A 21,173-nucleotide genomic window follows, 5' to 3' on the forward strand; every position below is an offset into this window, starting at 1 on the left:
GCCGAGACAAAGCGGCTCCATCTTCGCCCATTGGCCGTCAGTCAAAACGAATCGTTCCATCCAAAGCTTGACTCACAGCCAAGCACGAATGAGAATCCTGAATCCCAACAGACCCTAGACAATCCTATCCGGCGCGAATTCCATCTTTTCACATTGCTGTGGGGGTCTAGGCCCACCGCATTGCAGCAGGCTAGGCCCGAACACATCAATTTTCCACGGCGAACGCTCCACATCCCTAAGCCCAAGGGAGGCAGCAAGCGAGCGTTCGACATCCCGCTGTCTCGGGAAATGATCCTGAGCCTCATTCGGGTGCTTCGTTTCGGCAGGCAAATCCATCCGTCTCAGGCGCAAGAATGGTTGTTCCCAGCTGAGAGCGCCTCAGGACACTTGGCGGAAACAAAGGAGGATCGAGATATCTTGTCAAAATGGGGCAATGACCTTCGTCAAACATTTCGGACAATTGCCACCGCTGCTGGCGTTTCCGAGTTCGACGCCAAGCTCCTCATGAACCATTCAATCCCTGGTGTGAACGCAGGTTATGTCACTCGACACAAGCTAGTTGAAGACCACCTGCGCAGCCAACAACAAGCCATCAGTACCGTCGTGTTTTCCGGACTCGGTAAGCTGCTTGCAGAACAGGAAGCTCTGATCAATTGGCTTGGCCACGGGGCAAGCCGAAAAGCCGTAACCCAATTCCGATTGGAGCCAAGGACTCTTGACGAGGAGCAAGAAAGAATTCGGCAGGCGGCCTGACCTCAAGCCGGACGCTGGAAAAGTAGGGCAGCGTAACTCGGCAGACTGCTCTGGACGGTGTGCCGAAGGTTGCAGTTTGGGCATGGTCGATCACCGCCTCCGATAGCTTCGGTACAGTGGTGCAAACCCGGATGCGCGATCCCGTTAAGTCAGCCCGGTGACCAGAGTGCAGCGCTTTCCAAATGCGCTGTAAGGACCCGTGCGTACCGGAGTTCTGTACGTAACAAACTCAACGCTTTAAGTCTCGTTTTGGCCGCAACAGATCAGAACCGAATGGCGGAATCAAAACCTGCTTGATTATTCAGCGATTTCAACGGGCATTTGGAAAAAATAGCCGGATTCGCAGATAGTAATATCAATTGCTTAGCAGGCATTTCCAAATAACAGAGCGCCTCGCCGGCGAAGATCGGCTTGAACAATAAGGGGCTGCGCGTACGCGCATCGACGTAGCAGATCGATGCCTCCGAGGTCGGGGGTTCGAGTCCCTGGAGCGCTACATCGCTAAACCACTATTTCGGAAGCCCTTTTTTCTTATCGGCGGGCAGCGTAAGCGGCTGGCGACGCTTTGAAAGCAGGCCAAAAGCCGCCGTGTCTGCGCAATCCAAGCGTGCCGTGCAAATCGGCCGAACAGGTTCGAATCCCATGTCGGCCGACCGAGAGTGGGCATCGGCGAGCTAAGCGACAAAGTCCGCGATGGGCCAAAAAGGCGGCATTGGAAAGAAGAAGGCGTCGCGGAGCGTTCCGACCGGATGCTTTCCAGAATCTTTGCTGGCGCTACTTGACAGGGTATACGCATATGCCGATATGCCTACGCATATGCTGACATTCGGCATAGGGGCGGCGTCGTTACGCGGGGTCCGTCTCGGGTGCAGCGGAGGACACCATCATGCCTAGCCGCAGGGACAGGCGTCGGAAGATCGCGGAGCGGCCCGCCGACGAGGAGGCCTGTAATTGCACTGTTCTGCGCAAGGCAGCGCGGCGGGTGAGCATGCTTTACGACCGTGCTCTCGATCCCGCCGGCATCAGGCTCACGCAATATGCCCTCCTGGCCGAGCTCGACCGGACTGGCCCGATGACCATTACGGAATTGGCGAACGCCATGGTCATGGAGCGCAACGGGCTCGGCCACAATTTGCAGCCGCTCGAGCGCGACGGACTGGTGAGGATGGAGATCGGCCGTGACCGACGCAGCCGCATCATCGTGATGACCGAGGTGGGCCGACAACGCCTCGCTGAGGCCAAGCCATTGTGGCGGCGGGCGCAGAAGCAGTTCGCCACGGCATTCGAGGCCGAAGAGATCCATGCGCTGCGCGCCCTGCTGACCACTGCAGTCGCTGCCGATTACGGCGACACCACCGCTAGCGACTGATCGAAGGGCGAAGTCATGCGTCTTGCGGAAACGCTCCACTCCCAGCGAACGCGGCAGTTCCTACTGCTCCTCTGTGTCTCCGTGCCGTCGTTCATGATCAATCTCGACGCCAACATCGTGCCGGTGTCGCTGCCCTCGATTGCTCGCTCCATGCATGCCGACTTTGCTGCCATGGAGTGGGTAGTGAGCGCTTACACGCTCACTTTTGGCTGTCTCGTATTGCCGGCAGGAGCGCTGGCGGATCGCTATGGGCGCAAGCGTTTCTTGCTGCTCGGGCTTGGAATATTTTCCGTGGCCTCGCTTCTCTGTAGCGCAGCACCTTCGCTAGCAGTGTTGAACAGCGCGCGAACGCTGGAAGGCGTCGGTGCCGCGCTCCAACTCAGCGCATCGCTCGCTATTCTCAGTCACGAGTTCAGCGGAGCCCAACGGGCGCGCGCCTTCGCGTTTTGGGGCGCGATGGTTGGCCTTGCGATTACGGCCGGTCCGATCGCAGGTGGCATCGTCACCCAGACGTTCGGCTGGGAGTGGGGTTTCTGTATCGATCCTCCGCTTGGGTTTATCCTGGTGCTGCTGTCTCTCTATGCCGTTGTGGATTCGTCCAGTCCCCACGCGGACCCAGTAGATGTCCCTGGGTTCGTCCTCTTCAGCAGCGGCGTGTTCGCCCTGACGCTGGCATTGATCTTCGGCAATGCCAAGGGCTGGTCAAGTTCGCCGGTCGTAGTCGCCTTCGGCTGTGCGGTTACGCTACTGGCCGGATTTCTCGTGGCCGAAGCGCGGCAGCGCCGGCCGATGGTGGATCTGCATCTCTTCGGGCGACCGACCTTCCTTGGTGCCAACATCGCGGCGCTTGCTTTCGCGGCAACGCTGCTGGCGCTGCTCACTTATCTGCCGATGTACTTCCAAGGTGCGCTCGGCTGCAATCCCGTGCAGGCCGGCTTCCTGATGCTGCCGCTCAGCCTGCCGCTCTTCGTAGTCCCGCGGCTTGTTGCCGTTCACTTATCCTCGCGGCTGTCGGGGCGCGAGCTACTGACACTTGGGCTCTCGCTGGTTACCATCGGCTTGGTTGAGCTTGCGGTAGCGGTTCCTCTCTTCAACTACACGGCGCTGCTTGCGGGCCTTATCACCGCGGGCACCGGCGCCGGCGTGCTCAACAGCGAGGTTGTGAAGGTCGGCATCAGCGCTATTCCGCCCGGGCGTGCAGGCATGGCATCGGGTGTGTCCGGGACAGTACGCTTCACCGGTATAGTCATCGGCTTTGCGGCGCTCGGCGCCGTGCTCGCGGGACGGATAACAGCTGTCTTGCATCGAGGCCTCAACGGCCTCGGCCCCGCTGTGAGCGGGGGCCGCGACCACGCGGCACTGGTGCGAAGCGTGGTCGCCGGCGATCTGTCGGGCGCGGTTTCAAGCGCGCCAGAAGCCGCTCGCAGCTCGCTGCACGCGCTCGTGATGACGAGCTTTGGCGAGGGCTTCCAGGCAATCCTGCTTGTCGCGGCGGCATTCGCCGCACTCTCGGCTCTTCTGACCTGGGCGCTCGTTCGTCAGAAGGATACCGCCCCAGTCGAGCGTAAATCACGTCCGCTTCGGTCGGACGCGATCAATCTGGTGAACGAGTGACGCCGTTCCCCACATAAAAGGAGATAGACATGCACAACCGTCACGATAGATCCTTCAAAGGCATTTTCGCTTTGCTCGGCGCTGCGGTGCTCCTGGCGACGCCCGCCGTCGCGCAGACCGCCGCGAACAAGCCAAAACAACAGGCCGGTGCGGAAACGATCACGCCGCTTCCTGACCTCACTACAACGACGGCAGGCGAACCGCTGATCTACCTCAGCACGCCCAACCCTGTGATCTTGTCGGACATTCTGACCGTCCCGCCTGGCGGCGTTACGCGTTGGATGACCCATCCGAATCCCGAATACGTCTACGTCCTTCAGGGCGATCTCACCGTTCAGTTCGCCGACGGCAAGGAGAAAACGTTCCACCAAGGTGAAGTCCTGCTGCAGCCCAGGACAGTGTGGCACCGTGGGCGCAATGAGGGAAAAGGCCCGCTTCGCTTTTTAGCCGTGGCTTTCGGAGCGAAGGGCGTTCCGGCAATCCTCCATCCACCAGGCGACTCAATGGCCACGAACTGAGACGGAATACTTGGCCAGTGTGATCAATCGAAACGGAGGTCTATATCATGCCATGGGTCGAAATAACCACACGCGAACCGTTAGCCGACGACGTTCGTGCACATCTCGCGCGGAGTATCTCAGACACGATGGAAACGATTGAGTTCGGCCATCCTACGGAGAAAGCCCGTAAGGTTGACTGGACGTGGTTCCATACGCTGCCCGCCAACATGTGGGCTGTTGGCGGCCAATTTGACGATACCTATGTGAGCGGACGCAAGTTGGCTTTCGCTCGCATCATTGCGCCTGAAGGCTTCATGAACTCGCAACTCAAGGCGAGAGCTTTGAGCGAAGTTGCGAAAAATATTCGGGAGGCGCTCGCAGTAGGCCCCGATGACGATGCGTCCGGCATCTGGGTCGTGTGTGCCGAGGAGCGGGAGCGGCATTGGCTTGTGGGAGACCACATGACCCCGTTGCTTGAGATCGTCGATATGATGGAAGGCGACGTCTCGCAGGAGCGCCGGGACGAAATGGAGGCTCTCTTCGACGGTCAAGCCAGGCTCAAGGACACGTTCGGCATCCCCAAATAGCTCGGCGGTCGGTCAATCGCCGGGACACGCCTTTGGAGCGGGGGCACGGAGTGTTCGCCTGACACCTACACGCTCCTCCCCCTGCGCCCAAGGGGACATCTACTGACGGAGGCGAGGATCTCTCGCGCCCGAAAAGACGTGAAGCTGCGGCTTGCCGGGCGGGCGCTGTGGACCTCACGCGGAGAGGACAAATCGATGACTTTGCGTTCCAAGAAGTATGTGGAAGTTCTAGGCTCGAAGATGGCCTATGTGGATGAAGGCGTCGGTGAAGCTGGGACGCCCGTTGCACTGCTCCTGCATGGCAATCCCACGTCCTCCTATCTTTGGAGGAACGTGATTCCGCACGTCGCGCCTCACATGCGCTGCATCGCTCCCGATCTGATCGGGTTCGGGGACTCCGACAAACCCGACATTCCCTATCGCGTCGAAGATCACGCGCGATATCTCCAAGGATTCATCCAAGCGCTTCAGCTGAACGACGTGATCTTGATTTTGCACGATTGGGGTTCGGCTTTGGACCTCGACTGGGCGCGGCGGCATCCGACCCGGATTCGCGGCCTGGCCCTCATGGAATTCATCCGGCCAATCCCGACATGGCTGGACCTGGGGCCGCAGGCCTATGAATTCTTCAAGGCCTTCCGCGACCCGGTCATGGGGCGAAAGTTGATCATTGGTGACAACGCCTTCATCGAGAAGGGTTTGCCGGACGGCATCGTGCGCGAGCTTTCTCCCGAGGAAATAGCGGAATATCGCCGACCGTTCCTCGACCCGAAAGACCGTGAGCCGATTTACAGGCTCCCTAACGAACTCCCGATAGCTGGCACACCGAGCGATGTCTATGCGATGGCGATGGCCTACCACGATTGGCTTCTCGAAACGGAAACGCCGAAAATCTTCTTTCTCGCGACTCCGGGTATCTTTATTCCGCCAGCGCGTGCTGCTTTCTATCGCGAGTGTCTGAAATCGTGTCGCGCCGTCGACCTGGGGGAAGGCTACCATTATCTCCAGGAAGATCATCCAGACACAATCGGGAAGGAAATCGCGGCATGGTTAGGTGATAAGGGACTTCACTCAGGCTGAAAAAGTGAACGTGATCGTGGTACTCATCAACGCCCGCACCCGTAGTCGCACTTGCGTTGGACGAGCGGCGGCCCTTCGCTCGTGACGCAACCTACGACAATCAAATTGCAGCCAACGAGGCGCAACCCCCTACCATATTTCGCGAATTCATAAGCAATGGCAACTATTTATCAGATATCTGATAGCGGGGGAGCGCTACCGCCTTTCCCCACACTCGAGCAGCTTGCGATACGTTCTTCAATCCTCCGCTTGATGCGGGACGTGAACGACTGGTCTTGCTGAGTTTCTAAGCGCGCAATGCAAATCTTGGAACAGCACGACCTTCGATATCGGCGGCGAGGATACTGATCGAACGGCCCCGCGCCTCTTAGCCGCTCAATCGTGAAGCGGCACGCAATCTTCCTCTCTTCTCGGGCATAGAATGAAACATATTCAAATCGCAGAGTACAACGCCCGATTCGAGTGGCCGCTCGGCGACAAGAGCTGCCCTACCCGCCAATGCTTGACCAAGCAGCCGTCGGCCAAGATAGCGACTGCGGCCGCTTGCTGTTGACCCGCGCTCGTTGCAGCACGCGCGAGGCGGCAACGAAACCCGGCGTTTCAAAACCCTCGGTGAACTTTTGATAGATAGGGGCGAGCAATCGGGACGATCGGCTGCGGGATATTGCGCGTAGCGTCAGATCGGCTCGGCCGGCTAGCTGCCGGTCTTGCCGATCCTTGCATGAGCGCGTCCACCTGCAGCCAAAGCAATGATGATGACGATTTCGTGTGCCGCCGGTGCACCAGGGACCGAGGCCTCGATCGAATCGAGCAGCGCAAAGTCCCATTCATCGTCCTTGCCGTGCACGGGGACGTCGATCATGCAACCCGGCGCGCCTTTTTTCACGGTTGAGGGGATGAGCGCCTTGCCGCCGCCGACAAGCCGACGCAACGGTTTCCCCAGCCGCGGATGCAGGATCGCAGCGCCGTGCTCGATCTCAAGCGCGGTACCTACGATCGCGCTCTTGCCGTAGGCCGTTGCCGGCGCGCCGTCCAGCAATGCAACGGACCGCCTGCCGAGCAGGTCGCCCAGCCGCTCGCCAAGCGCCATCAGCGGCTCCAGTCCGTCGCCAGTGTCGACGGCGATAACAGCAGCGGCCCAGGCGCGCCACGATTCTCCGATCTCGTCGAGATGACTGACCAGACGCACAATCCTGAGTTCGCTCATGTCGGCCCCGGAAAAGCTCCACGCGCAACTTCATAGGCTGCGGCGGCGCGTAGCACGCGTGCATCGTCATAGCGTCGACCGACGATCTGCAGCCCGATGGGCAGGCCGGACCGGGTCAGCCCGCATGGCACGGACGCTGCCGGTTGCATGGTCTGATTGCACCACGAGGTGAAACGCGGCGCCTCGCGCAGTTCGACCGGCAGCCCGGGCACGGGCGGCGCTTCGACATGGAAGGTCGGACTGATCAGGAGATCATGGTCGGCGAAGAAGGCGTGCATCTCCCGTCCGAGCTTTTCGCGCGCCGCGAGCGCATCCGCCAGCACGGAAGCCGGCAGCTCCGAGCCGATGCGCGCAAGTTCGACCGTGTCCGGATCGATCAGCGCACGCTGCTCAGGCGTAAACTGTTTCAGAAGCTGCGCGAGATTGACCATCCACTGGATCGAATGCAGACGGCTTTCGACATAACCGGCGAGCGGCGGCACCTCCGTTTCTTCGACAATGGCGCCTGCCTCCGCAAAGGTCCTTGCGGCTGCCGCTACTGCTGCTGCGATATCTTCTTGCACCGTGGCGATGCCGAGATCGGGACTGAACGCGATGCGCCAGCCGCGCACACCATCGTTCAAGCCATGACGGTAGTCCCGCCCATCGGGAGGCGTCACCTGCCAATCGCCGGCGAAGGGCTGCGCCATCACGTTGAGCAGCAGGGCGGCATCCGCCACGCTGCGCGCGATCGGCCCGACATTGCTGAGCGAGCCGGGGCTTTCTCCTCCGAATGTCGGCACGCGCTTGTACGACGGCTTGAAGCCGACGACACCGCACCAGGCCGAGGGAATCCGGATCGAGCCGCCGCCATCGGTCGCGATGGCTACCGGACCGAGCCCGGTGGCAACTGCGACTGCGGAGCCGCCGCTCGAGCCCCCCGACGTGCGGTCGCGATCATATGGATTGCGCGTGATACCGTTGAGCGGCGATTCCGTGACGATCTTGTTGCCGAACTCGGAGGTCGTCGCCTTCGCAAACAGCAGCGCACCCGCTTCGCGGCAACGAGCCGCGGGCGGCGCATCGACCCGAGGGATCGCATCAGGCGCGACCGCCCGGGAGCCCTGGCGAGTCGGCATATTTTTCGTTGGCATCAAGTCCTTGACCGAGACCGGTACGCCGTCGAGCACGCCGCGCGGCGCGTCCGAAAGCCAGCGCGCTTCCGACCCCCGCGCCTCTGCCAGCGCGCCCTCCTCATCGATCGCGGCGAGCGGATTGAGCACAGGCTGCAACTCAGCGGCACGCGCGAGCACCGCCTTCATGACTTCGACCGGTGAAAAGGCGCGGCTGCGATAGCCCTCGGTCAGCGCATCGATTCCGAGTTCGATCATCCCTTTGTTCCCGTGCATACGGGCGCAATCGCCCCGAGCCGCGCGATCACGTCGATGCCGCGGTCGGGCATGACCTTGCCGACCAGCGTGTCGCAGACGAGATGGCTCGCGGCGAGATCGACCTTCACGGTGCCGCGGGGTGCGGCCGGCGTGACCTTGCCGAAACCGCTGCGCAGCGCGTCGTAATCCGTGCCGCCACCGAGCCGGATCGCTTCCGAGAGCAGCTTTGCCGCGACATAGGTCTTCTCCCCGTGCGGCAGCATCACGACCTTGCCGCGTACGCGCCGCGGCGTGAAATCCGCGAAGCGTCTGCTGTAGGCGTCGATGAAAGCGCGATTCGCTTCGGTATCGACGCTCATATAGGAGGATTCCACGCCGATATTACCGACCGACGCATCCTCTGTTGCGGCCGCAATGGATTCGTGGACCAGGGGCGTTACCAACTGCGGCTTCATGCCGAAGCTTGCATACTGCTTGACGAACGTGATGGGGTCATCGCCAATCGCGTGCCACACAATGTCGGGATTGGCGGCGGCGACCTGCTGCAGGGCCGGGCCGAAATCGCGTGCGCCGAAAGGGAAGAACTGCGCGCCCGCGAGCGTGCCGCCCTGCGCATCGAGCTCGGCCTTCAGACTACCGAGCATGATCTGGCGATTGGTCGCAAGGTCGGAGGCAATAACATAGATCTTCTTGCCGACATTGCTGGTAAGCCATCGCACCATCGGCACGGTGCTCTGGTTGCTCGAAAGCCCCGTGCAGATCAGGTTGGGATGACAGCGCCCCTCATCGAAATTGGGAAACAGCACGTAGCGCTTGACCTGTGCCGCGATGGAAAGCGCCGCTTCGCGCTCCGACGGCAGCACCATGCCGGTCACGGCGACCACGCCATCGCTCTGGAACAGCTTGCGCGCCTTGTCGAGCGTCGTCTTGGTCGACATCTGCGAGTCTTCGGCGATCACCTCGAGCATCCGCCCGGCGATGCCGCCGGCCTCGTTGATCTCGCTGACCGCGAGATCAAGGCAATTCTGGTTGGTCTGGCCGACAAAGGCGAGAGCGCCGCTCAGCGGCCCCAGGAAACCGATCCGAATCGGCTCGGCCGCGCGCAATGCACGCGGGAAGGCCGCTGCGCCGGCGAGGCCGCCCGCAAGACCGCCGAACCTGCGGCGCGTGATCGTCGATAAGCCCATGGCCCCCTCCAACACTTGTGTCAGATCGCGAGGAAACGCGTCTGAACATCCACATCACGAAACCGTTCCGATGCGCATTCATGCGCGATCGTGCCCTTGTCGAGCACCACGATGCGGCTTGCCGCCGCCATCGCGAGATCGAGATTCTGCTCGACCAGGATCACGCCAAGCCGATGCGCGCGCGCGATCTCAGGAATGAGCTCGCCGATCTCCTGTACGATACGTGGCTGCACGCCGTCAGAAGGTTCGTCGAGCAGAAGCAAGCGCGGATGCGAAGCGAGTGCGCGGGCGATCGCCAGCATCTGCTGCTCCCCACCCGACATGGTGCCGCCAGACTGGCCAAATCGCTCCTTGAGAAACGGGAACAGCTCGAGCACGTCGCCCGGAATGCCATCCTTGGCGCCGGCGGCGCGCGCGCCGATCTCGAGATTCTGCCTGACGGTGAGCCGCGGGAAGATGCCTCGCCCCTGCGGAACATAGGCGACGCCGCGCCGCGCAATCTGATGGGCAGGCAGACCAAGCAGCGCCTCGCCGTCGAGTTCGATCGTGCCGAGTGCCACCGGCAGCAGACCCATCACCGCCTTGATAAGGGTGGATTTGCCCGAACCGTTGCGGCCGACCACGCTGACGACCTCGCCGCTCGCTACCACGAGGTCGACGCCGTCGAGGACCGGGCCAGCGCCATAGCCGCCGCGAAGGTTTGCAATTCGGAGCATCAGGCGCGCCCCAGATAGGCGTCGCGTACCCGCTCGTCGTGCGACACCGCATCGAACGGGCCATCGGCGATCAGGCGGCCCTGACGCATCACCAGCGTGCGGCAGCCGAGCCGGCGCACAAAGGACATGTCATGCTCGATCACGACGACCGACATCTCCGCCGCAAGCCGCAGCGCCAGCTCCGCCATCTCCACAGTCGCAACCGCGGTCATGCCGGCGGTCGGCTCGTCGAGCAAAAGGATGCGCGGCCGGCACATCAGGGTCATGCCGACCTCGAGCCACTGTCGCTGGCCGTGCGAGCACATCGAGCCCAGGCGATGGGCCTGATGGCCGAGCTTGATGGTTGCGAGCACGTCCTCGACGGCGGGCGGCGCGCGGCCGGAATGCAGCGCAACGCCAAGTCCCGCCATGCGCAGGCTGTCGGTAACCGTCATCCAGGGAAAGACGTTGGCGCCCTGGAATTTGCGTACAATGCCATGGTTGGCGAAGGCATGCGCGGGCTGGCTCCGCAGCGACCGGCCCCGAAATCGCACGTCACCCTGATCGGGCCGCAGCGTGCCGCTCATCACGTTGAGCAGCGAACTCTTGCCCGCGCCATTGGGTCCGATCACGCAGACAAGCTCACGCTCACCGATCGTGAGGGAGACCCTGTCGATGGCCGTGATGCCGCCATAGCGCTTGCCGACCTGTTCGATCTCAAGCAGCGCGCCCATCACGCCTCCTTCCTGCGCCGGAGCAACGAAACAGGCCCGTCGGGAGCCGCGAACACGATCAACAGGAACAGGACGCCGAGCAGCAGCGGCCACAGGCTGGTGCTGAGGCTGCTGATGGTCTGGCTCGCCTGGTGCACGAGCAGAGTTGCCAACAGAGGACCGACGAAGGTGCCACGGCCGCCGATTGCGACCCAGATCATCACTTCGGTCGAGAGCAGCGTTCCGAGCAGGTCGGGCGCGACGACGCCGGCCGTTGTCGCGAACAACGCGCCTGCGAACGCCGCGAGCGCCGCCGAAGCGGTGAAGGCGATCAGGAGCTGGCGAGCGGTGTCGAAGCCCAGCGTGCGCGCGCGGTTCTCGTTGCTGCCGATCGCCTCGAGGATCAAGCCGTAGGGACCGCGGCAGGCAAGCCACAGCACCAGCATGGTGAGGAAGGCCAGAAACAGCGCACCGTAGTAGCTCGCCGTGCCGTCGCCACCGGAATAGTGCAAGCCAAAAGCCGAGAACTCGATCGGAGGTACGCCGAGAATTCCGACGTCGCCCCCGGTTACGCTGGACCAGCTTACGGCGATCTGCGTCGCGATCAGGGACATCGCCATGGTGAGGACAGCGAAGAAGTGCAGCCGCACGCCGGCATAGAGCAAGAAATAGCCTACAGCCGCGGCAACCGATGCGGCCACCGCGATGCCAAGCAAGAGCCCGCCGCCGGTCGGCCAGCCCAGCCTGGTGGTGGCAATCGCCATGCCATAGGCGCCGATCCCGAAGAACAGCGCGTGCCCCATCACCAGCATGCGGGTACGGCCCCAGAGGTAATCGAGGCTCAACGCGAAGATCGCAAGCAGCAGCGCATCGCGGAGTTGCGCCAGATGATAGCCCGATCCGACCGCGGGATACAGCACAAGCACTGCAAACGCCGCAACGGCTACCTGTGCGCCGACCCGTTCGCGACCGCCAAGCCCAGGTTGCGCAAAGAGCAACCGGTATGCGAAGAGGAGCCGCGCCATGTTCAACCCTTGCCCAGGAGCTCGTGAGCGGCGCTGTAGCCCGGCACGATGCCTCTCGGCCGCAGGCGTACCAGCACGATGGCAAGCGCAAGCACCAGCGCGGACGCCAGCGAAGGATCGAGCTCATAGTTGAGAAGCGTCTCCGCGCCGCCGACCAGCACGCTGCCGGCGACACTCCCGAGCACCGAGCCGATGCCGCCGAGGATCACGACGAAGAAGGCCTTGCCTATATAGAAGGTGCCGAGATGGGTCTCGACAGAGGCGAGTGGCGCCAGCAGCACGCCGGCGAGCGAGGCCAGCGCAGAACCTCCGGCAAAGGCGATGCGGGTGAGCCGCTTGGCATCGATGCCGAGCGATTCCGCCATCGCACGGTTCTGGATGACTGCGCGCAGGTCGACGCCGAATTGGGTCCAGCGGAACGCGGCGAGCGTTGCCGCGATCACCAACCCGCCCAGTGCAATGATCAGGAAGCGATAGGCCGGATAATGCGCGCCGAACAGGTCGACCATGCCGGAGACCGGCGCGACGACGACCTGCGGCAGCGCGCCAAAGCTCAGCTCAATGAGCTTCTGCAGGATCAGGCTGATGCCGAACGTGGCGAGAATCGTGTCGAGCGGCCGATGATAGAGCCGGCGGATCACGGCCCATTCAATGATAAGGCCGACCAGCGCTCCGATCAGCGGCGCCAGCACCAGCGCAACCCAATAGGCCGTTTCCGGCGGCAGCATCCAGCGCGCCGCCTGCACGAAAGACAGAGTATAGGCGCCGATGGTGACAAACTCGCCATGAGCGAGATTCATCACGTCCATCATGCCGAACACGATGGCAAGCCCGATCGCGACCAGCGCCAGGATGCTGATCAGCGTGAGCGCGTTGAGGACAACGACGACGGCGCCACTCATGGCTTGCGCGCCAGACGAGGCGTGATGTTGACCCGCATTTCCGAATCCAGCACCAGGCGGCTGCTCATGGTGCCGTGCATCCTGAACACATGCGTCTCGGCTTCCTCGATATGGGCGAGCATCAACCGCCGCACCTTCTCGACATCGCGCTTGCGCGCAGCCGCAAGCAATTCCCGATGGGCCAGCACGTTGGTGCGCCCGAGCTCCGTATTGTGGGATTGCAGCGGATTCGCACCGAACACGACCAGGCGCCGGAGCGTCTGATTCACCATCTGGCAGAAGAAACGAAGGAACGGGTTCGGATTGGCTTCCGCAAGGATGTCGTGGAAGTGCAGGTCCTCCTGGCGCATGCGCAGCGCATCGTCGACCGAGGCTGGTGTCGGCGCGCAGGTGTCGATACTCGCCTCCATGGCCTCGAAATCGCGCTTCGTCAGATGCGGGACGGCACCCGCGGCGAGCTCAGGCTCCAGCATCTTGCGAACCGTGTAGATGTCGCGGACATCGACTTCCTTGAAGAAGAGATAGTTCTGCACGAGCTGGAAGGTGCGCTCGAGCGGCACCTCGACCACGGTGGCGCCGCCGGACGGTCCCGTGCTGACCGAGATGAAGCCCTGCACCTCCAGTGATTTGAGCGCTTCGCGCACCGTGCCCTTGCTGACCGAGAACAGGTCCTGCAGCTCGGCTTCCTTGGGCAGCCGGTCGCCGGGCTTGAGCTGGCGCGTCACGATCCAGCGCTTGATCTCCTCGACCACGAGGTCTCCGCGCTTCGGCGCCCTCACCGCGTCATTTGCCGGCGAGCGCGCCGTCGATGCCTTCCTTGCCACGTCTTGTCGCCTCGCTTCTACCGGTCCGCATTTCGGTTGACTATATTTATTATGATAAATAGGAAAATAATGATATGTCAAGCGGAGGAGCGCCTATGCAGCCTGAGATCCTGAACCTCGACGCCACCGAACTCGTCGCGCGCTTTCGCAAGCGGGAGCTTTCACCGGTTGAAGCAATCTCAGCCGTGCTCGAAAGAGCGGAGGCGACTCAGACGACGCTCAACGCCTTCATCGTCATTGGCCGCGATGCCGCGCTCGCAGCCGCGCGTGAATCCGAGAAGCGCTGGCGCGCCGGTGCGCCGCTTGGCGGGCTCGATGGCGTGCCGGTATCGATCAAGGACAACGTCTACGCACATGGCTGGCCGACCCGCTTCGGCTCGCTTGCCATTGCCGAGTCAGATACGCGAGGCCCCGATAGCCCGTGCGTGGCGCGGCTACGCGAGGCCGGCGCGGTGATCTTCGGAAAGACGACGCTGCCGGACTACGCCCACAAGATTGTGACCGACAGTCCGCTGACCAGGATCACCCGCAATCCCTGGAATCCTGCGCACAGCCCAGGCGGCTCAAGCGGCGGCGCGGCGGCGGCGGTCGCCTCGGGCATCGGTCCTCTTGCCGTAGGCACCGACGGCGGCGGTTCGATCCGTGTGCCGGCTGCGTGGAGTGGGATCTACGGTCTGAAGCCGAGCTTCGGCCGCGTGCCGCATCATCCGCGAGGTGCCTTTCCGACGGTGAGCCATATCGGACCAATGACTCGGTCGGTGCGTGATGCCGCAGCGATGCTCGACATCATGTCACGTCCAGATCCGCACGACTGGTATGCTCTGCCCTATGACAGCGCCGACTATACTGCGGACATCGATCGGGGAATCGACGGCTTGCGCGTGGCGGTCAGCGATGATCTCGGCATGGGCGTCGATATCGAGCCGGAGATCGCCGCCTCCGTTCGCGCGGCCTTCAAGGTCGCCGAAAGCCTGGGCGCGCAGATCGAGGCCGATCATCCGGCGGAAATTCCAGCATGTGCCGACGTGCACCGCGTGCATTGGTTCTCGTTTTCGGCCCGGCTTGGACGAAAGCTAAGCGAGCGCGTCAGCCAACTCGATCCGTCAATGCAGGCGCTCGTTCAGATGGGCGAGAAGCTGCCGGCGGGAGCCTTTGTGGATGCTGTTGTCGCCCGCGGCGACCTCGCCAGTCGCATCAACATCTTCTTCGAGCGCTACGACCTGTTGCTTGCGCCGGTCATGAATATCAGCGCGCCCGAGATCGCCAGCCTCGATCCGGCTAATCCGCCGTTTCCGACGCTGACATCGTGGGTCAACCAGGCCGGTCTGCCAGCAGCCAGCGTGCCATGCGGGCTGACATCGGCGGGGCTGCCGATCGGCCTTCAAATCATAGCTGGACCACGCGCCGACGCGCTGGTGCTGCGGGCAAGCTATGCATTGGAGCAGGCACTTGGCCGCCTGAAACTGCCGCGCTAGCGCGATGCCGGCCGGCACTCGTCGGCGCACGTTCCGACTCCAGCGTGGCGTGCCATGACACGATCAGCGATTTCGTATATGGAGCCGATATCGTCGAGGTATCGCCATTTCGGGAAATACAGCGGTTCATCATCCCAACTTCGGAAACAGCACTCATTTTCACCGTGCTCGCGACGGTCAGTCGCAAGGTCGCCGAGCCGGAGGCACACCTGAACGCGACTTTGCTGATCCAGTCAGCGAAGGGGCCATAAGCGGAAGTGCTCGCCACGTTCGATCATCCTGTAGACATGGCGCGCTATCGGATCACTCACGGATCGTAGGGTCTGAAACGCTCATGCCGGCGCGAAGCCGCTGCGCGCGGTGTGCGGCTGCCGGAGGGATCGGCGGAGTAGCGCCGATTCCGGTCATTGGAAGTTTGCGGATCGAGCAGGCGCCGCCCTCAGCTTCCATCAATAGCCTGTCGGGCACGACGCTTCCGCTCCTCTGCACATGACCGGGCGCGCCTCACGCCAGGGGTGTCGCCCGGCTGCTGTCAGATTGTCACGCGGCTGCCGTCGAAGCGCGTGAAGGAGAAACCGTCGAAGGGTTCGCGGAGGGTGGTGCGCTCGTCCCGCAGCATGCCGATAGCCACTTCCTCGCCGATCGCCATTGAGGCGGAAGCGTCGGATCGCCAGTGGATGCCCGCCCAATTCCGTCCGAAACCGAAATTCACCGCGAGCTTGTTCAACTCTCCACCAACCGTGAGCGGCGGGCCGCTATAGGGCACGAGCCTCGTCGGGTCAGCCAGATCGGGCTGCACTGGGTTGGCGATGACGCGGCTCTCGTCGAAAAACGCCTTCAATATGGTAGCCGTAACGGCACCAACGCTCGTGGCACCGCCCGGATAGGTGGAGTGAAGGGGCGCGGCCTCCGGATAGGTTTGTGACAAAAGATAGGTGCCGTATTTGGCTTTGCTGCGATCGAGGGCTTCCGATTTCAGGAAGCTCTCGTGCAACGGGTAGTCGCTCACGCCATTGGCAAGGCGATGGTGCGCCAGAGCGCCGTAGGCTTCCGGTCGCACAGCCCTGTGCACGAAATATTTCTGCCAGTAGGCTGCGCGGACGGAGTTACTGATCCCCGTGGCGAGTAGTGCCTGCACATAGGCCAAGCCGAAGGTGGCACCGGCAGGGCTCTGGGTTTTCGATTTCCGATACAGGTTCGATGGGTGGGACACGGCCTCTGCCGGTGGATACATCCCGGAGTACCGCTGATCCGCTCCACCGCCGGGGGTTGCAAGGATCAGTGCTGCCGCCCACCCAAGTGCAGGACCTGTGTGGATATACTCCGCGAGATCTCTTCCTGTCGTTATATATCGCGGTGTCGTGTCGAACTGCAGCTCGCGCTTCGGTGCGGCGCCGTTCTGGATCGCCAGCCACTCCTCGTATTCGGTCAGGAATTCGTTGGCGGGCAGCGCGGTGCGAATTTGAGCACTGATCCACTGTGCGGCATACGGTACGTCCCGGAGCAGGAATTGCGAGATCGGCGGGCCGTCCAAAACGCCTGGAGGCGTGACGGAGCGGCCCTTCGGGTCAGCCGGATCGAAATAAAGCGCATTGGCACGGAACAGCGTACTGGGCGTGACCCGCCCACCAGACTTCGGCCCCCGGGAATCGGCAAGCTTGTTGAGTTCCTCGGTTGCTGCAAGCACGTCGTGATTGGAGGTGTCGTCGCGCAACTCGGTAAGCGGAACATCACGAAGCAGGGATTGCCAATATACTTCGACCGCCTCGCCGCCGCGCTCCGCACTTGCGAGGGCTGGTGCCGGCGGTATCCCAATCTGAGTAGGGTTTATGCCGCAGAGACTGACCGCCTGTGTGCCTACGGGATTGACCAGTTTGCGAGTGCCGCCGAGCGGGATTTTCTCGAAATCAGCGGGATCGCCCGACTGACAAGCAGTGTAGAGGGCCTGCCATGCCGCTTGTTCGACTTCGCCGCGTTCGTCGTGCGGCAGGCCCCCTGAATCGGAACCGATCTTGTTGGTGTACCGCGCCTCATCGCCATTCGTCGGGTGTGGAGCGATGGGAATTTTCTCGCTGTTGCTCGCGCAGACCTCTCGGACTTCGAAGGCGCGGCGCTTGAACGTCGAGTGGTCGCGGGTCCGCGCTCACAGGCCCCGCGGCCTGGGCATCAGCCGACATCAGCCTGCCAACCAGGGTGGCCTCACTCAGGTGGGTGGCGCCCCTCGGCGTGGGCCAACGCCGAAAGGGCGCGCGGGAGAGGCGATCAGTCCGTCGGCTGCGGCCCGTCGTAGCCTTCGATTACGATGATGTCGATGTCTACGGCGCCCGCGCGCAATGCCTTCGCCTTGGCATATTCGGGCGACCGGTAGCAGGCGAGCGCGGTCGCATAGTCCTTGAACTCAAGCACTATGTTGCGGCCGCGCGCCTTGCCTTCCACCGCCTCGAATGTGCCGCCGCGCACCAGAAATTTCGCGCCGTATTTGCGAAGCACCTCCTGGAGGACGACGCCGTAGGCCTGGTACCCTTCCGGCTTAATGACATCGACGCGCCCAACCCAATATCCCTTCGGCATGTTGTCATCCCTTCGGCATGTTGTCCTCCTTACCTCTGCCCCACTTTATCCGGAACCAGCAGGGCCACTCCAAAATTCAACTCAAACAAGAGGTCGCCCTTGTTGAGGATATCGCCGTCCTTGAAACGATCGCGAGCAGTAGCTGACGGCGATGACCGAGCGACGCGACGCCAATCTTTTCAAGGTCTTGATCGATCAGATCAGGCAAAATATCAAAGGTGATGTCATTCTCGGCAAGGCGTTGCGCGTATTGCCCGAGACCAAGCTTCTGAAGCCAGTTCGGAATCTGCTGCATCGCGGCACCTCTACGGGCTCAGCGCTATCCGTTCTGGACCGGGAGGACTTCAACTCTAGCACACGCGCGAGCCTATTGTAGCCTCAAGGAAGAGGCCTCATGTCCGGTCAGGGTCAAAAGCCGTAATACTTGCGGCGAACGAATCGAGTCCGCTTTGCCTCTGAGAGCGGACCACATCGCGACAGATCAAATCTGTCGCAATGGGCCAAGAGGCCACACTCAACCCACCTTTCCAGCCCCCTGCGGGAGCCGATCAAACGGCCTGAAAGAGGGCTTCAACAAGGTGGTCTGCAAACAAAAAAGTCGCGCCGACAGGAGTGGGCGCGACTCGGCATCGCCAGAATTCGATCAGGAATGAGGCCGTCGACTACTTCTCTTTAATAACGGTCGTGCTGCTAGAGCCGCCAGTGCTACCAACAGTGCCGTCATCGCAGACTTTGGTCTGCTTGATGCGGTCTTCAGCTTCCACGCGGCTCGTGAAGGCCATTGGACCGATCTGCGTCACGACTTCCTTGTCCGCCGGGCGCGTGGTGGTAATCGTGCAGTGACGGCTGGGTCCTTGTACGACGTAGTACTCATCAGCCAGTGCTGGGGCGGCGCATCCGATGATTAGTGCGCCAGCAAGAAGAAGGGGTGTTTTCATTGTCGCCTCTCTATTCAAGTACTGAAGGACGAGCGCGGTGAACAGAAATCCGCGTGCTACTGCGAACTCGACTAGATTGCCGCTCATCGTTCAATCCTCTCGGCGGTTCTGTAACTCGCCCGACGGTTTGGAGTTCCGCGATTCTGGTGCAATGTAGGCCAGCACCAAACGAGCTGCATTTGGTTGCAATGGTACAAAGACCCTGAGTTCTGCTCCGGGTCAAAAGCGCCGATTGGAAGGTCGACCAGTCACTTCCGATCTACCCCCGATGAGCAGACGATTTCCGATCCCGCGCGGACTTCGCATTCGGGCCAATAGCAAATATCGCGCGTACAGCGGGCCAAGAGGAATGCGTAACAGTGGCCGCCCTTTCTAGGATGTCGCGCTGCGCCGCAGTAGTTTGCTCCACATCTGCCTCCTCTCCTTTGTAAGTGCGATGCGCTGCATCGAGACGACTGTCTTCTTGTCGGGTGAAAAGCAACAAACTCTCGACAAAGCATACCGAGCGAAATGGCGCGTTTCTTGCTGCGGTGCGCCTAAGCATTGCCTTACGTCATAGCCCGAAAGTGTCAGAATTTACTCATCTTTTGCTGACGCGGGAATTTCTGCATGTGCAGGAACCCTGCCTCATGAGTTTGCATTGTCTATTTGTTTTCCATTTGTTGTGAGGCCGATCATGCGTCTCATTTTCAGAATGGTCGCGATTGCGGCGGTCCCGGCTTGGATGGGGATACACACGGACCCTGCTGCAGCACAGAACTTCGATGAGAGATGGTCCATCATTCCAAAGGCACACGCAGAGCCGGTACCCGAGGCACGCGACCAGTCTAAACAGGATTCGCAAACGCAACCTCCGGTCGGAGCAGAGCCGACACGTGGTTCGGAAGATCGCTCAGCGACTCGTTCTTCCAACCGAGTATTTTCCGGAAAGGCCTCCTACTATTCGTATCGGACAGGAAAGACAGCGAGCGGCTCTTCGTTCAACCGGAGCTTACTGACCGCAGCCCACCGCAGCCTGCCGTTCGGCACGCGAGTTCGCGTCACCGACCTTGAGAGCAACAGGTCGGTAGTCGTCCGTATCACCGACCGCGGACCGAGTGTTCGTGGCCGCGTCCTCGACCTTTCGCTCGGCGCCGCGCGCAGCTTGGGGATTACGGATCGTGGCGTGGCCCAAGTTCGTGCTGAGGTATTCTAGACTTGTTCCGGCCAGGGGCACCAACTAGGCTGTTCAAGCCCGTTCCCAAGCGTCCGCAACCGTCCGCGCAGTGCTCGGAAGCCCTGGAAAAATAGGCCTTTCTGCGTACATCGGTGTTCGTCACCGTTTGTTCTCATCCGATCCCAGCCGCCCGATTTGTTGGTATTTTTGTTGGTATCGTGTTGGTAATGGGAGAACAAACGTTCACGGCGACTTTCGCTATTCCGAATGAAGGGAATGCAGCAGATGGCCGGCAAGAACGATGGCGCGTCTATCAATCCCAAAGAGATCAGGACTGACGTCGACTGTCGCGCCGCCCCAACCGAGATTCGACAATGGCGCGTGGAGCCCCGCCAAGATTTCCGACGTGACCGGCGGCGGTCTCTATCTCTTCGTCACGCCGGACCAGAGCACGCCGGGCAACGCCGCTTCCAAACTCTGGCGGATGGGCTACCGCTTCCACGGCCGCCAGAAAACCTACTCCATCGGCCCTTACGGCAACGGCAAGGATGGCACCTTCTCGCTCGCCGACGCGCGGCGAGAGCGCGACAAGGCCAAAGACCTGCTCAAGGAAGGTAAAGACCCGAGCAACGAGAAGCAGCTCGACAAGCACAGGCAGGCGGCAGCCCGGCCTTTCGAGAAATGGGCTGACGAGTGGCTCGCAAAGAAGAAGGTGGAGAAAGTCAAACGCGGCAGGATCGTCGCGGTGCGCGACCCCAAGACCATCGAGGTGCTTGAGCTCCGCGTCGGCTACGTCAAGGATCGCTTCGGCAAGCTGTGCAGGCAGAATATCAAGCGTCCGGACGTGCTCGCTTTCATGCGTTCATACGAAGCCGAGGGAAAGCGGGAAACCCGCGACCGCGTGCGCAGCATCGGCGAGCAAATCTGTGACTATGCCGATGTCGAAGGCGACGGCTACAATCCATTCCGCAACCTGAATGGGCAGATGATTGCCAACATTTCGACGCCACGTCCCGGCGTCACCGAACCGCGCGACGTGACGCGCGTCTTCAAGCTCAGCCTAACTCGCGAGGTGGCGACTTGATAGTCCGCCAAAAGCCGCCGTTCGTGCGCGATGTACCTCCGCCTCGCGCCGTCCGCTGGCAAGCTCAAATCGTGGACTCGCAACATCCGATTCCTGCGCTTGATCGAGCGGCAGATACGAAGC

At 61.8% G+C, this 21,173-nt stretch carries 19 protein-coding genes and 2 pseudogenes; 9 read left to right on the forward strand and 12 right to left on the reverse strand.

Annotation, left to right across the window (positions count from 1 at the left end):
* From OZ411_RS21625 to OZ411_RS21650, 6 genes and pseudogenes are all read left to right on the forward strand, one after another.
* Positions 1-753: pseudogene (locus tag OZ411_RS21625) on the forward strand (hypothetical protein); the annotation flags it as partial.
* 886 nt (positions 754-1,639) lie between these two features.
* Positions 1,640-2,122 (forward strand): helix-turn-helix domain-containing protein, encoded by a 483-nt coding sequence (locus OZ411_RS21630; protein WP_282529585.1) that lies wholly within the window; start codon positions 1,640-1,642, stop codon positions 2,120-2,122.
* Between the two features lie 15 nt (positions 2,123-2,137).
* The gene (locus OZ411_RS21635; protein WP_282529586.1) at positions 2,138-3,736 is read left to right on the forward strand and encodes an MFS transporter; all 1,599 of its coding nucleotides are present in this window, start codon (positions 2,138-2,140) and stop codon (positions 3,734-3,736) included.
* A 29-nt stretch (positions 3,737-3,765) separates the two neighbouring features.
* Positions 3,766-4,254, forward strand: coding sequence for a cupin domain-containing protein (locus tag OZ411_RS21640; protein ID WP_282529587.1), 489 nt, complete (start codon positions 3,766-3,768; stop codon positions 4,252-4,254).
* A gap of 47 nt (positions 4,255-4,301) precedes the next feature.
* Positions 4,302-4,823, forward strand: a complete 522-nt coding sequence (locus OZ411_RS21645) for a hypothetical protein (RefSeq protein ID WP_282529588.1) — start codon at positions 4,302-4,304, stop codon at positions 4,821-4,823.
* A 138-nt stretch (positions 4,824-4,961) separates the two neighbouring features.
* Positions 4,962-5,903, forward strand: coding sequence for a haloalkane dehalogenase (locus OZ411_RS21650; RefSeq protein WP_349017027.1), 942 nt, complete (start codon positions 4,962-4,964; stop codon positions 5,901-5,903).
* Positions 5,904-6,597: 694 nt separating this feature from the next.
* Here the strand turns inward: OZ411_RS21650 and OZ411_RS21655 are convergent.
* Genes OZ411_RS21655 through OZ411_RS21690 form a run of 8 tightly spaced genes read right to left on the reverse strand, consistent with a single transcriptional unit; the run spans position 6,598 to position 13,826 of the window.
* The gene (locus OZ411_RS21655; protein WP_282529589.1) at positions 6,598-7,110 is read right to left on the reverse strand and encodes an amino acid synthesis family protein; all 513 of its coding nucleotides are present in this window, start codon (positions 7,108-7,110) and stop codon (positions 6,598-6,600) included.
* Positions 7,107-8,480, reverse strand: a complete 1,374-nt coding sequence (locus tag OZ411_RS21660) for an amidase family protein (RefSeq protein WP_282529590.1) — start codon at positions 8,478-8,480, stop codon at positions 7,107-7,109. Before OZ411_RS21660 ends, OZ411_RS21655 begins: the two co-directional genes overlap by 4 nt.
* On the reverse strand, positions 8,477-9,667 hold the full coding sequence (locus tag OZ411_RS21665) for an ABC transporter substrate-binding protein (protein WP_282529591.1): 1,191 nt from the start codon (positions 9,665-9,667) through the stop codon (positions 8,477-8,479). The genes OZ411_RS21660 and OZ411_RS21665 overlap by 4 nt, the downstream gene beginning before the upstream one ends.
* 20 nt (positions 9,668-9,687) lie before the next feature.
* Positions 9,688-10,383, reverse strand: a complete 696-nt coding sequence (locus OZ411_RS21670) for an ABC transporter ATP-binding protein (protein ID WP_282529592.1) — start codon at positions 10,381-10,383, stop codon at positions 9,688-9,690.
* A complete protein-coding gene (locus tag OZ411_RS21675; RefSeq protein ID WP_282529593.1) occupies positions 10,383-11,096 on the reverse strand; it encodes an ATP-binding cassette domain-containing protein in 714 nt (237 codons plus the stop codon). The genes OZ411_RS21670 and OZ411_RS21675 overlap by 1 nt, the downstream gene beginning before the upstream one ends.
* Complete coding sequence (locus OZ411_RS21680) at positions 11,096-12,100, reverse strand: branched-chain amino acid ABC transporter permease (RefSeq protein WP_282529594.1); 1,005 nt, start codon at positions 12,098-12,100, stop codon at positions 11,096-11,098. The genes OZ411_RS21675 and OZ411_RS21680 overlap by 1 nt, the downstream gene beginning before the upstream one ends.
* Positions 12,101-12,102: 2 nt before the next feature.
* A complete protein-coding gene (urtB, locus tag OZ411_RS21685) occupies positions 12,103-13,002 on the reverse strand; it encodes an urea ABC transporter permease subunit UrtB (RefSeq protein WP_282529595.1) in 900 nt (299 codons plus the stop codon).
* Entirely contained in the window at positions 12,999-13,826 is an 828-nt protein-coding gene (locus OZ411_RS21690; RefSeq protein ID WP_130579877.1) for an FCD domain-containing protein, read from the reverse strand. Before OZ411_RS21690 ends, urtB begins: the two co-directional genes overlap by 4 nt.
* A gap of 95 nt (positions 13,827-13,921) precedes the next feature.
* Between OZ411_RS21690 and OZ411_RS21695 the strand changes: the two genes are divergently transcribed.
* On the forward strand, positions 13,922-15,301 hold the full coding sequence (locus tag OZ411_RS21695; RefSeq protein WP_282529596.1) for an amidase: 1,380 nt from the start codon (positions 13,922-13,924) through the stop codon (positions 15,299-15,301).
* Positions 15,302-15,833: 532 nt separating this feature from the next.
* On the opposite strand, the gene OZ411_RS21700 is transcribed toward OZ411_RS21695, so the two are convergent.
* The 4 genes from OZ411_RS21700 to OZ411_RS21715 all read right to left on the reverse strand — a co-directional run bounded on the left by OZ411_RS21700 (position 15,834) and on the right by OZ411_RS21715 (position 18,810).
* Positions 15,834-17,015 (reverse strand): vanadium-dependent haloperoxidase, encoded by a 1,182-nt coding sequence (locus OZ411_RS21700; RefSeq protein WP_282529597.1) that lies wholly within the window; start codon positions 17,013-17,015, stop codon positions 15,834-15,836.
* Positions 17,016-17,563: 548 nt separating this feature from the next.
* Entirely contained in the window at positions 17,564-17,872 is a 309-nt protein-coding gene (locus OZ411_RS21705; RefSeq protein ID WP_282529598.1) for a DUF1330 domain-containing protein, read from the reverse strand.
* Positions 17,873-17,948: 76 nt separating this feature from the next.
* A complete protein-coding gene (locus tag OZ411_RS21710) occupies positions 17,949-18,167 on the reverse strand; it encodes an SAM domain-containing protein (protein WP_282529599.1) in 219 nt (72 codons plus the stop codon).
* Between the two features lie 367 nt (positions 18,168-18,534).
* Positions 18,535-18,810: a hypothetical protein gene (locus tag OZ411_RS21715; RefSeq protein WP_282529634.1), complete on the reverse strand. Its 276-nt coding sequence runs from the start codon at positions 18,808-18,810 to the stop codon at positions 18,535-18,537.
* A 913-nt stretch (positions 18,811-19,723) separates the two neighbouring features.
* Between OZ411_RS21715 and OZ411_RS21720 the strand changes: the two are divergent.
* Together OZ411_RS21720 and OZ411_RS21725 are read left to right on the forward strand one after the other, a co-directional pair.
* Positions 19,724-20,005, forward strand: a pseudogene (locus OZ411_RS21720) (septal ring lytic transglycosylase RlpA family protein); the annotation flags it as partial.
* 367 nt (positions 20,006-20,372) lie between these two features.
* The gene (locus OZ411_RS21725; protein WP_282529600.1) at positions 20,373-21,050 is read left to right on the forward strand and encodes an Arm DNA-binding domain-containing protein; all 678 of its coding nucleotides are present in this window, start codon (positions 20,373-20,375) and stop codon (positions 21,048-21,050) included.
* Positions 21,051-21,173 lie beyond the last annotated feature (123 nt).

The organism is Bradyrhizobium sp. Arg237L (assembly GCF_029990105.1).
In the GTDB taxonomy this organism is placed as follows: domain Bacteria; phylum Pseudomonadota; class Alphaproteobacteria; order Rhizobiales; family Xanthobacteraceae; genus Bradyrhizobium.

Coding starts and splice junctions, on each gene's coding strand:
- OZ411_RS21630 (WP_282529585.1), top strand. CDS start 1,640: ATGCCTAGCCGCAGGGACAGGCGTCGGAAGATCGCGGAGCGGCCCGCC.
- OZ411_RS21635 (WP_282529586.1), top strand. CDS start 2,138: ATGCGTCTTGCGGAAACGCTCCACTCCCAGCGAACGCGGCAGTTCCTA.
- OZ411_RS21640 (WP_282529587.1), top strand. CDS start 3,766: ATGCACAACCGTCACGATAGATCCTTCAAAGGCATTTTCGCTTTGCTC.
- OZ411_RS21645 (WP_282529588.1), top strand. CDS start 4,302: ATGCCATGGGTCGAAATAACCACACGCGAACCGTTAGCCGACGACGTT.
- OZ411_RS21655 (WP_282529589.1), bottom strand. CDS start 7,110: ATGAGCGAACTCAGGATTGTGCGTCTGGTCAGTCATCTCGACGAGATC.
- OZ411_RS21660 (WP_282529590.1), bottom strand. CDS start 8,480: ATGATCGAACTCGGAATCGATGCGCTGACCGAGGGCTATCGCAGCCGC.
- OZ411_RS21665 (WP_282529591.1), bottom strand. CDS start 9,667: ATGGGCTTATCGACGATCACGCGCCGCAGGTTCGGCGGTCTTGCGGGC.
- OZ411_RS21670 (WP_282529592.1), bottom strand. CDS start 10,383: ATGCTCCGAATTGCAAACCTTCGCGGCGGCTATGGCGCTGGCCCGGTC.
- OZ411_RS21675 (WP_282529593.1), bottom strand. CDS start 11,096: ATGGGCGCGCTGCTTGAGATCGAACAGGTCGGCAAGCGCTATGGCGGC.
- OZ411_RS21680 (WP_282529594.1), bottom strand. CDS start 12,100: ATGGCGCGGCTCCTCTTCGCATACCGGTTGCTCTTTGCGCAACCTGGG.
- urtB (WP_282529595.1), bottom strand. CDS start 13,002: ATGAGTGGCGCCGTCGTCGTTGTCCTCAACGCGCTCACGCTGATCAGC.
- OZ411_RS21695 (WP_282529596.1), top strand. CDS start 13,922: ATGCAGCCTGAGATCCTGAACCTCGACGCCACCGAACTCGTCGCGCGC.
- OZ411_RS21705 (WP_282529598.1), bottom strand. CDS start 17,872: ATGCCGAAGGGATATTGGGTTGGGCGCGTCGATGTCATTAAGCCGGAA.
- OZ411_RS21710 (WP_282529599.1), bottom strand. CDS start 18,167: ATGCAGCAGATTCCGAACTGGCTTCAGAAGCTTGGTCTCGGGCAATAC.
- OZ411_RS21715 (WP_282529634.1), bottom strand. CDS start 18,810: ATGAAAACACCCCTTCTTCTTGCTGGCGCACTAATCATCGGATGCGCC.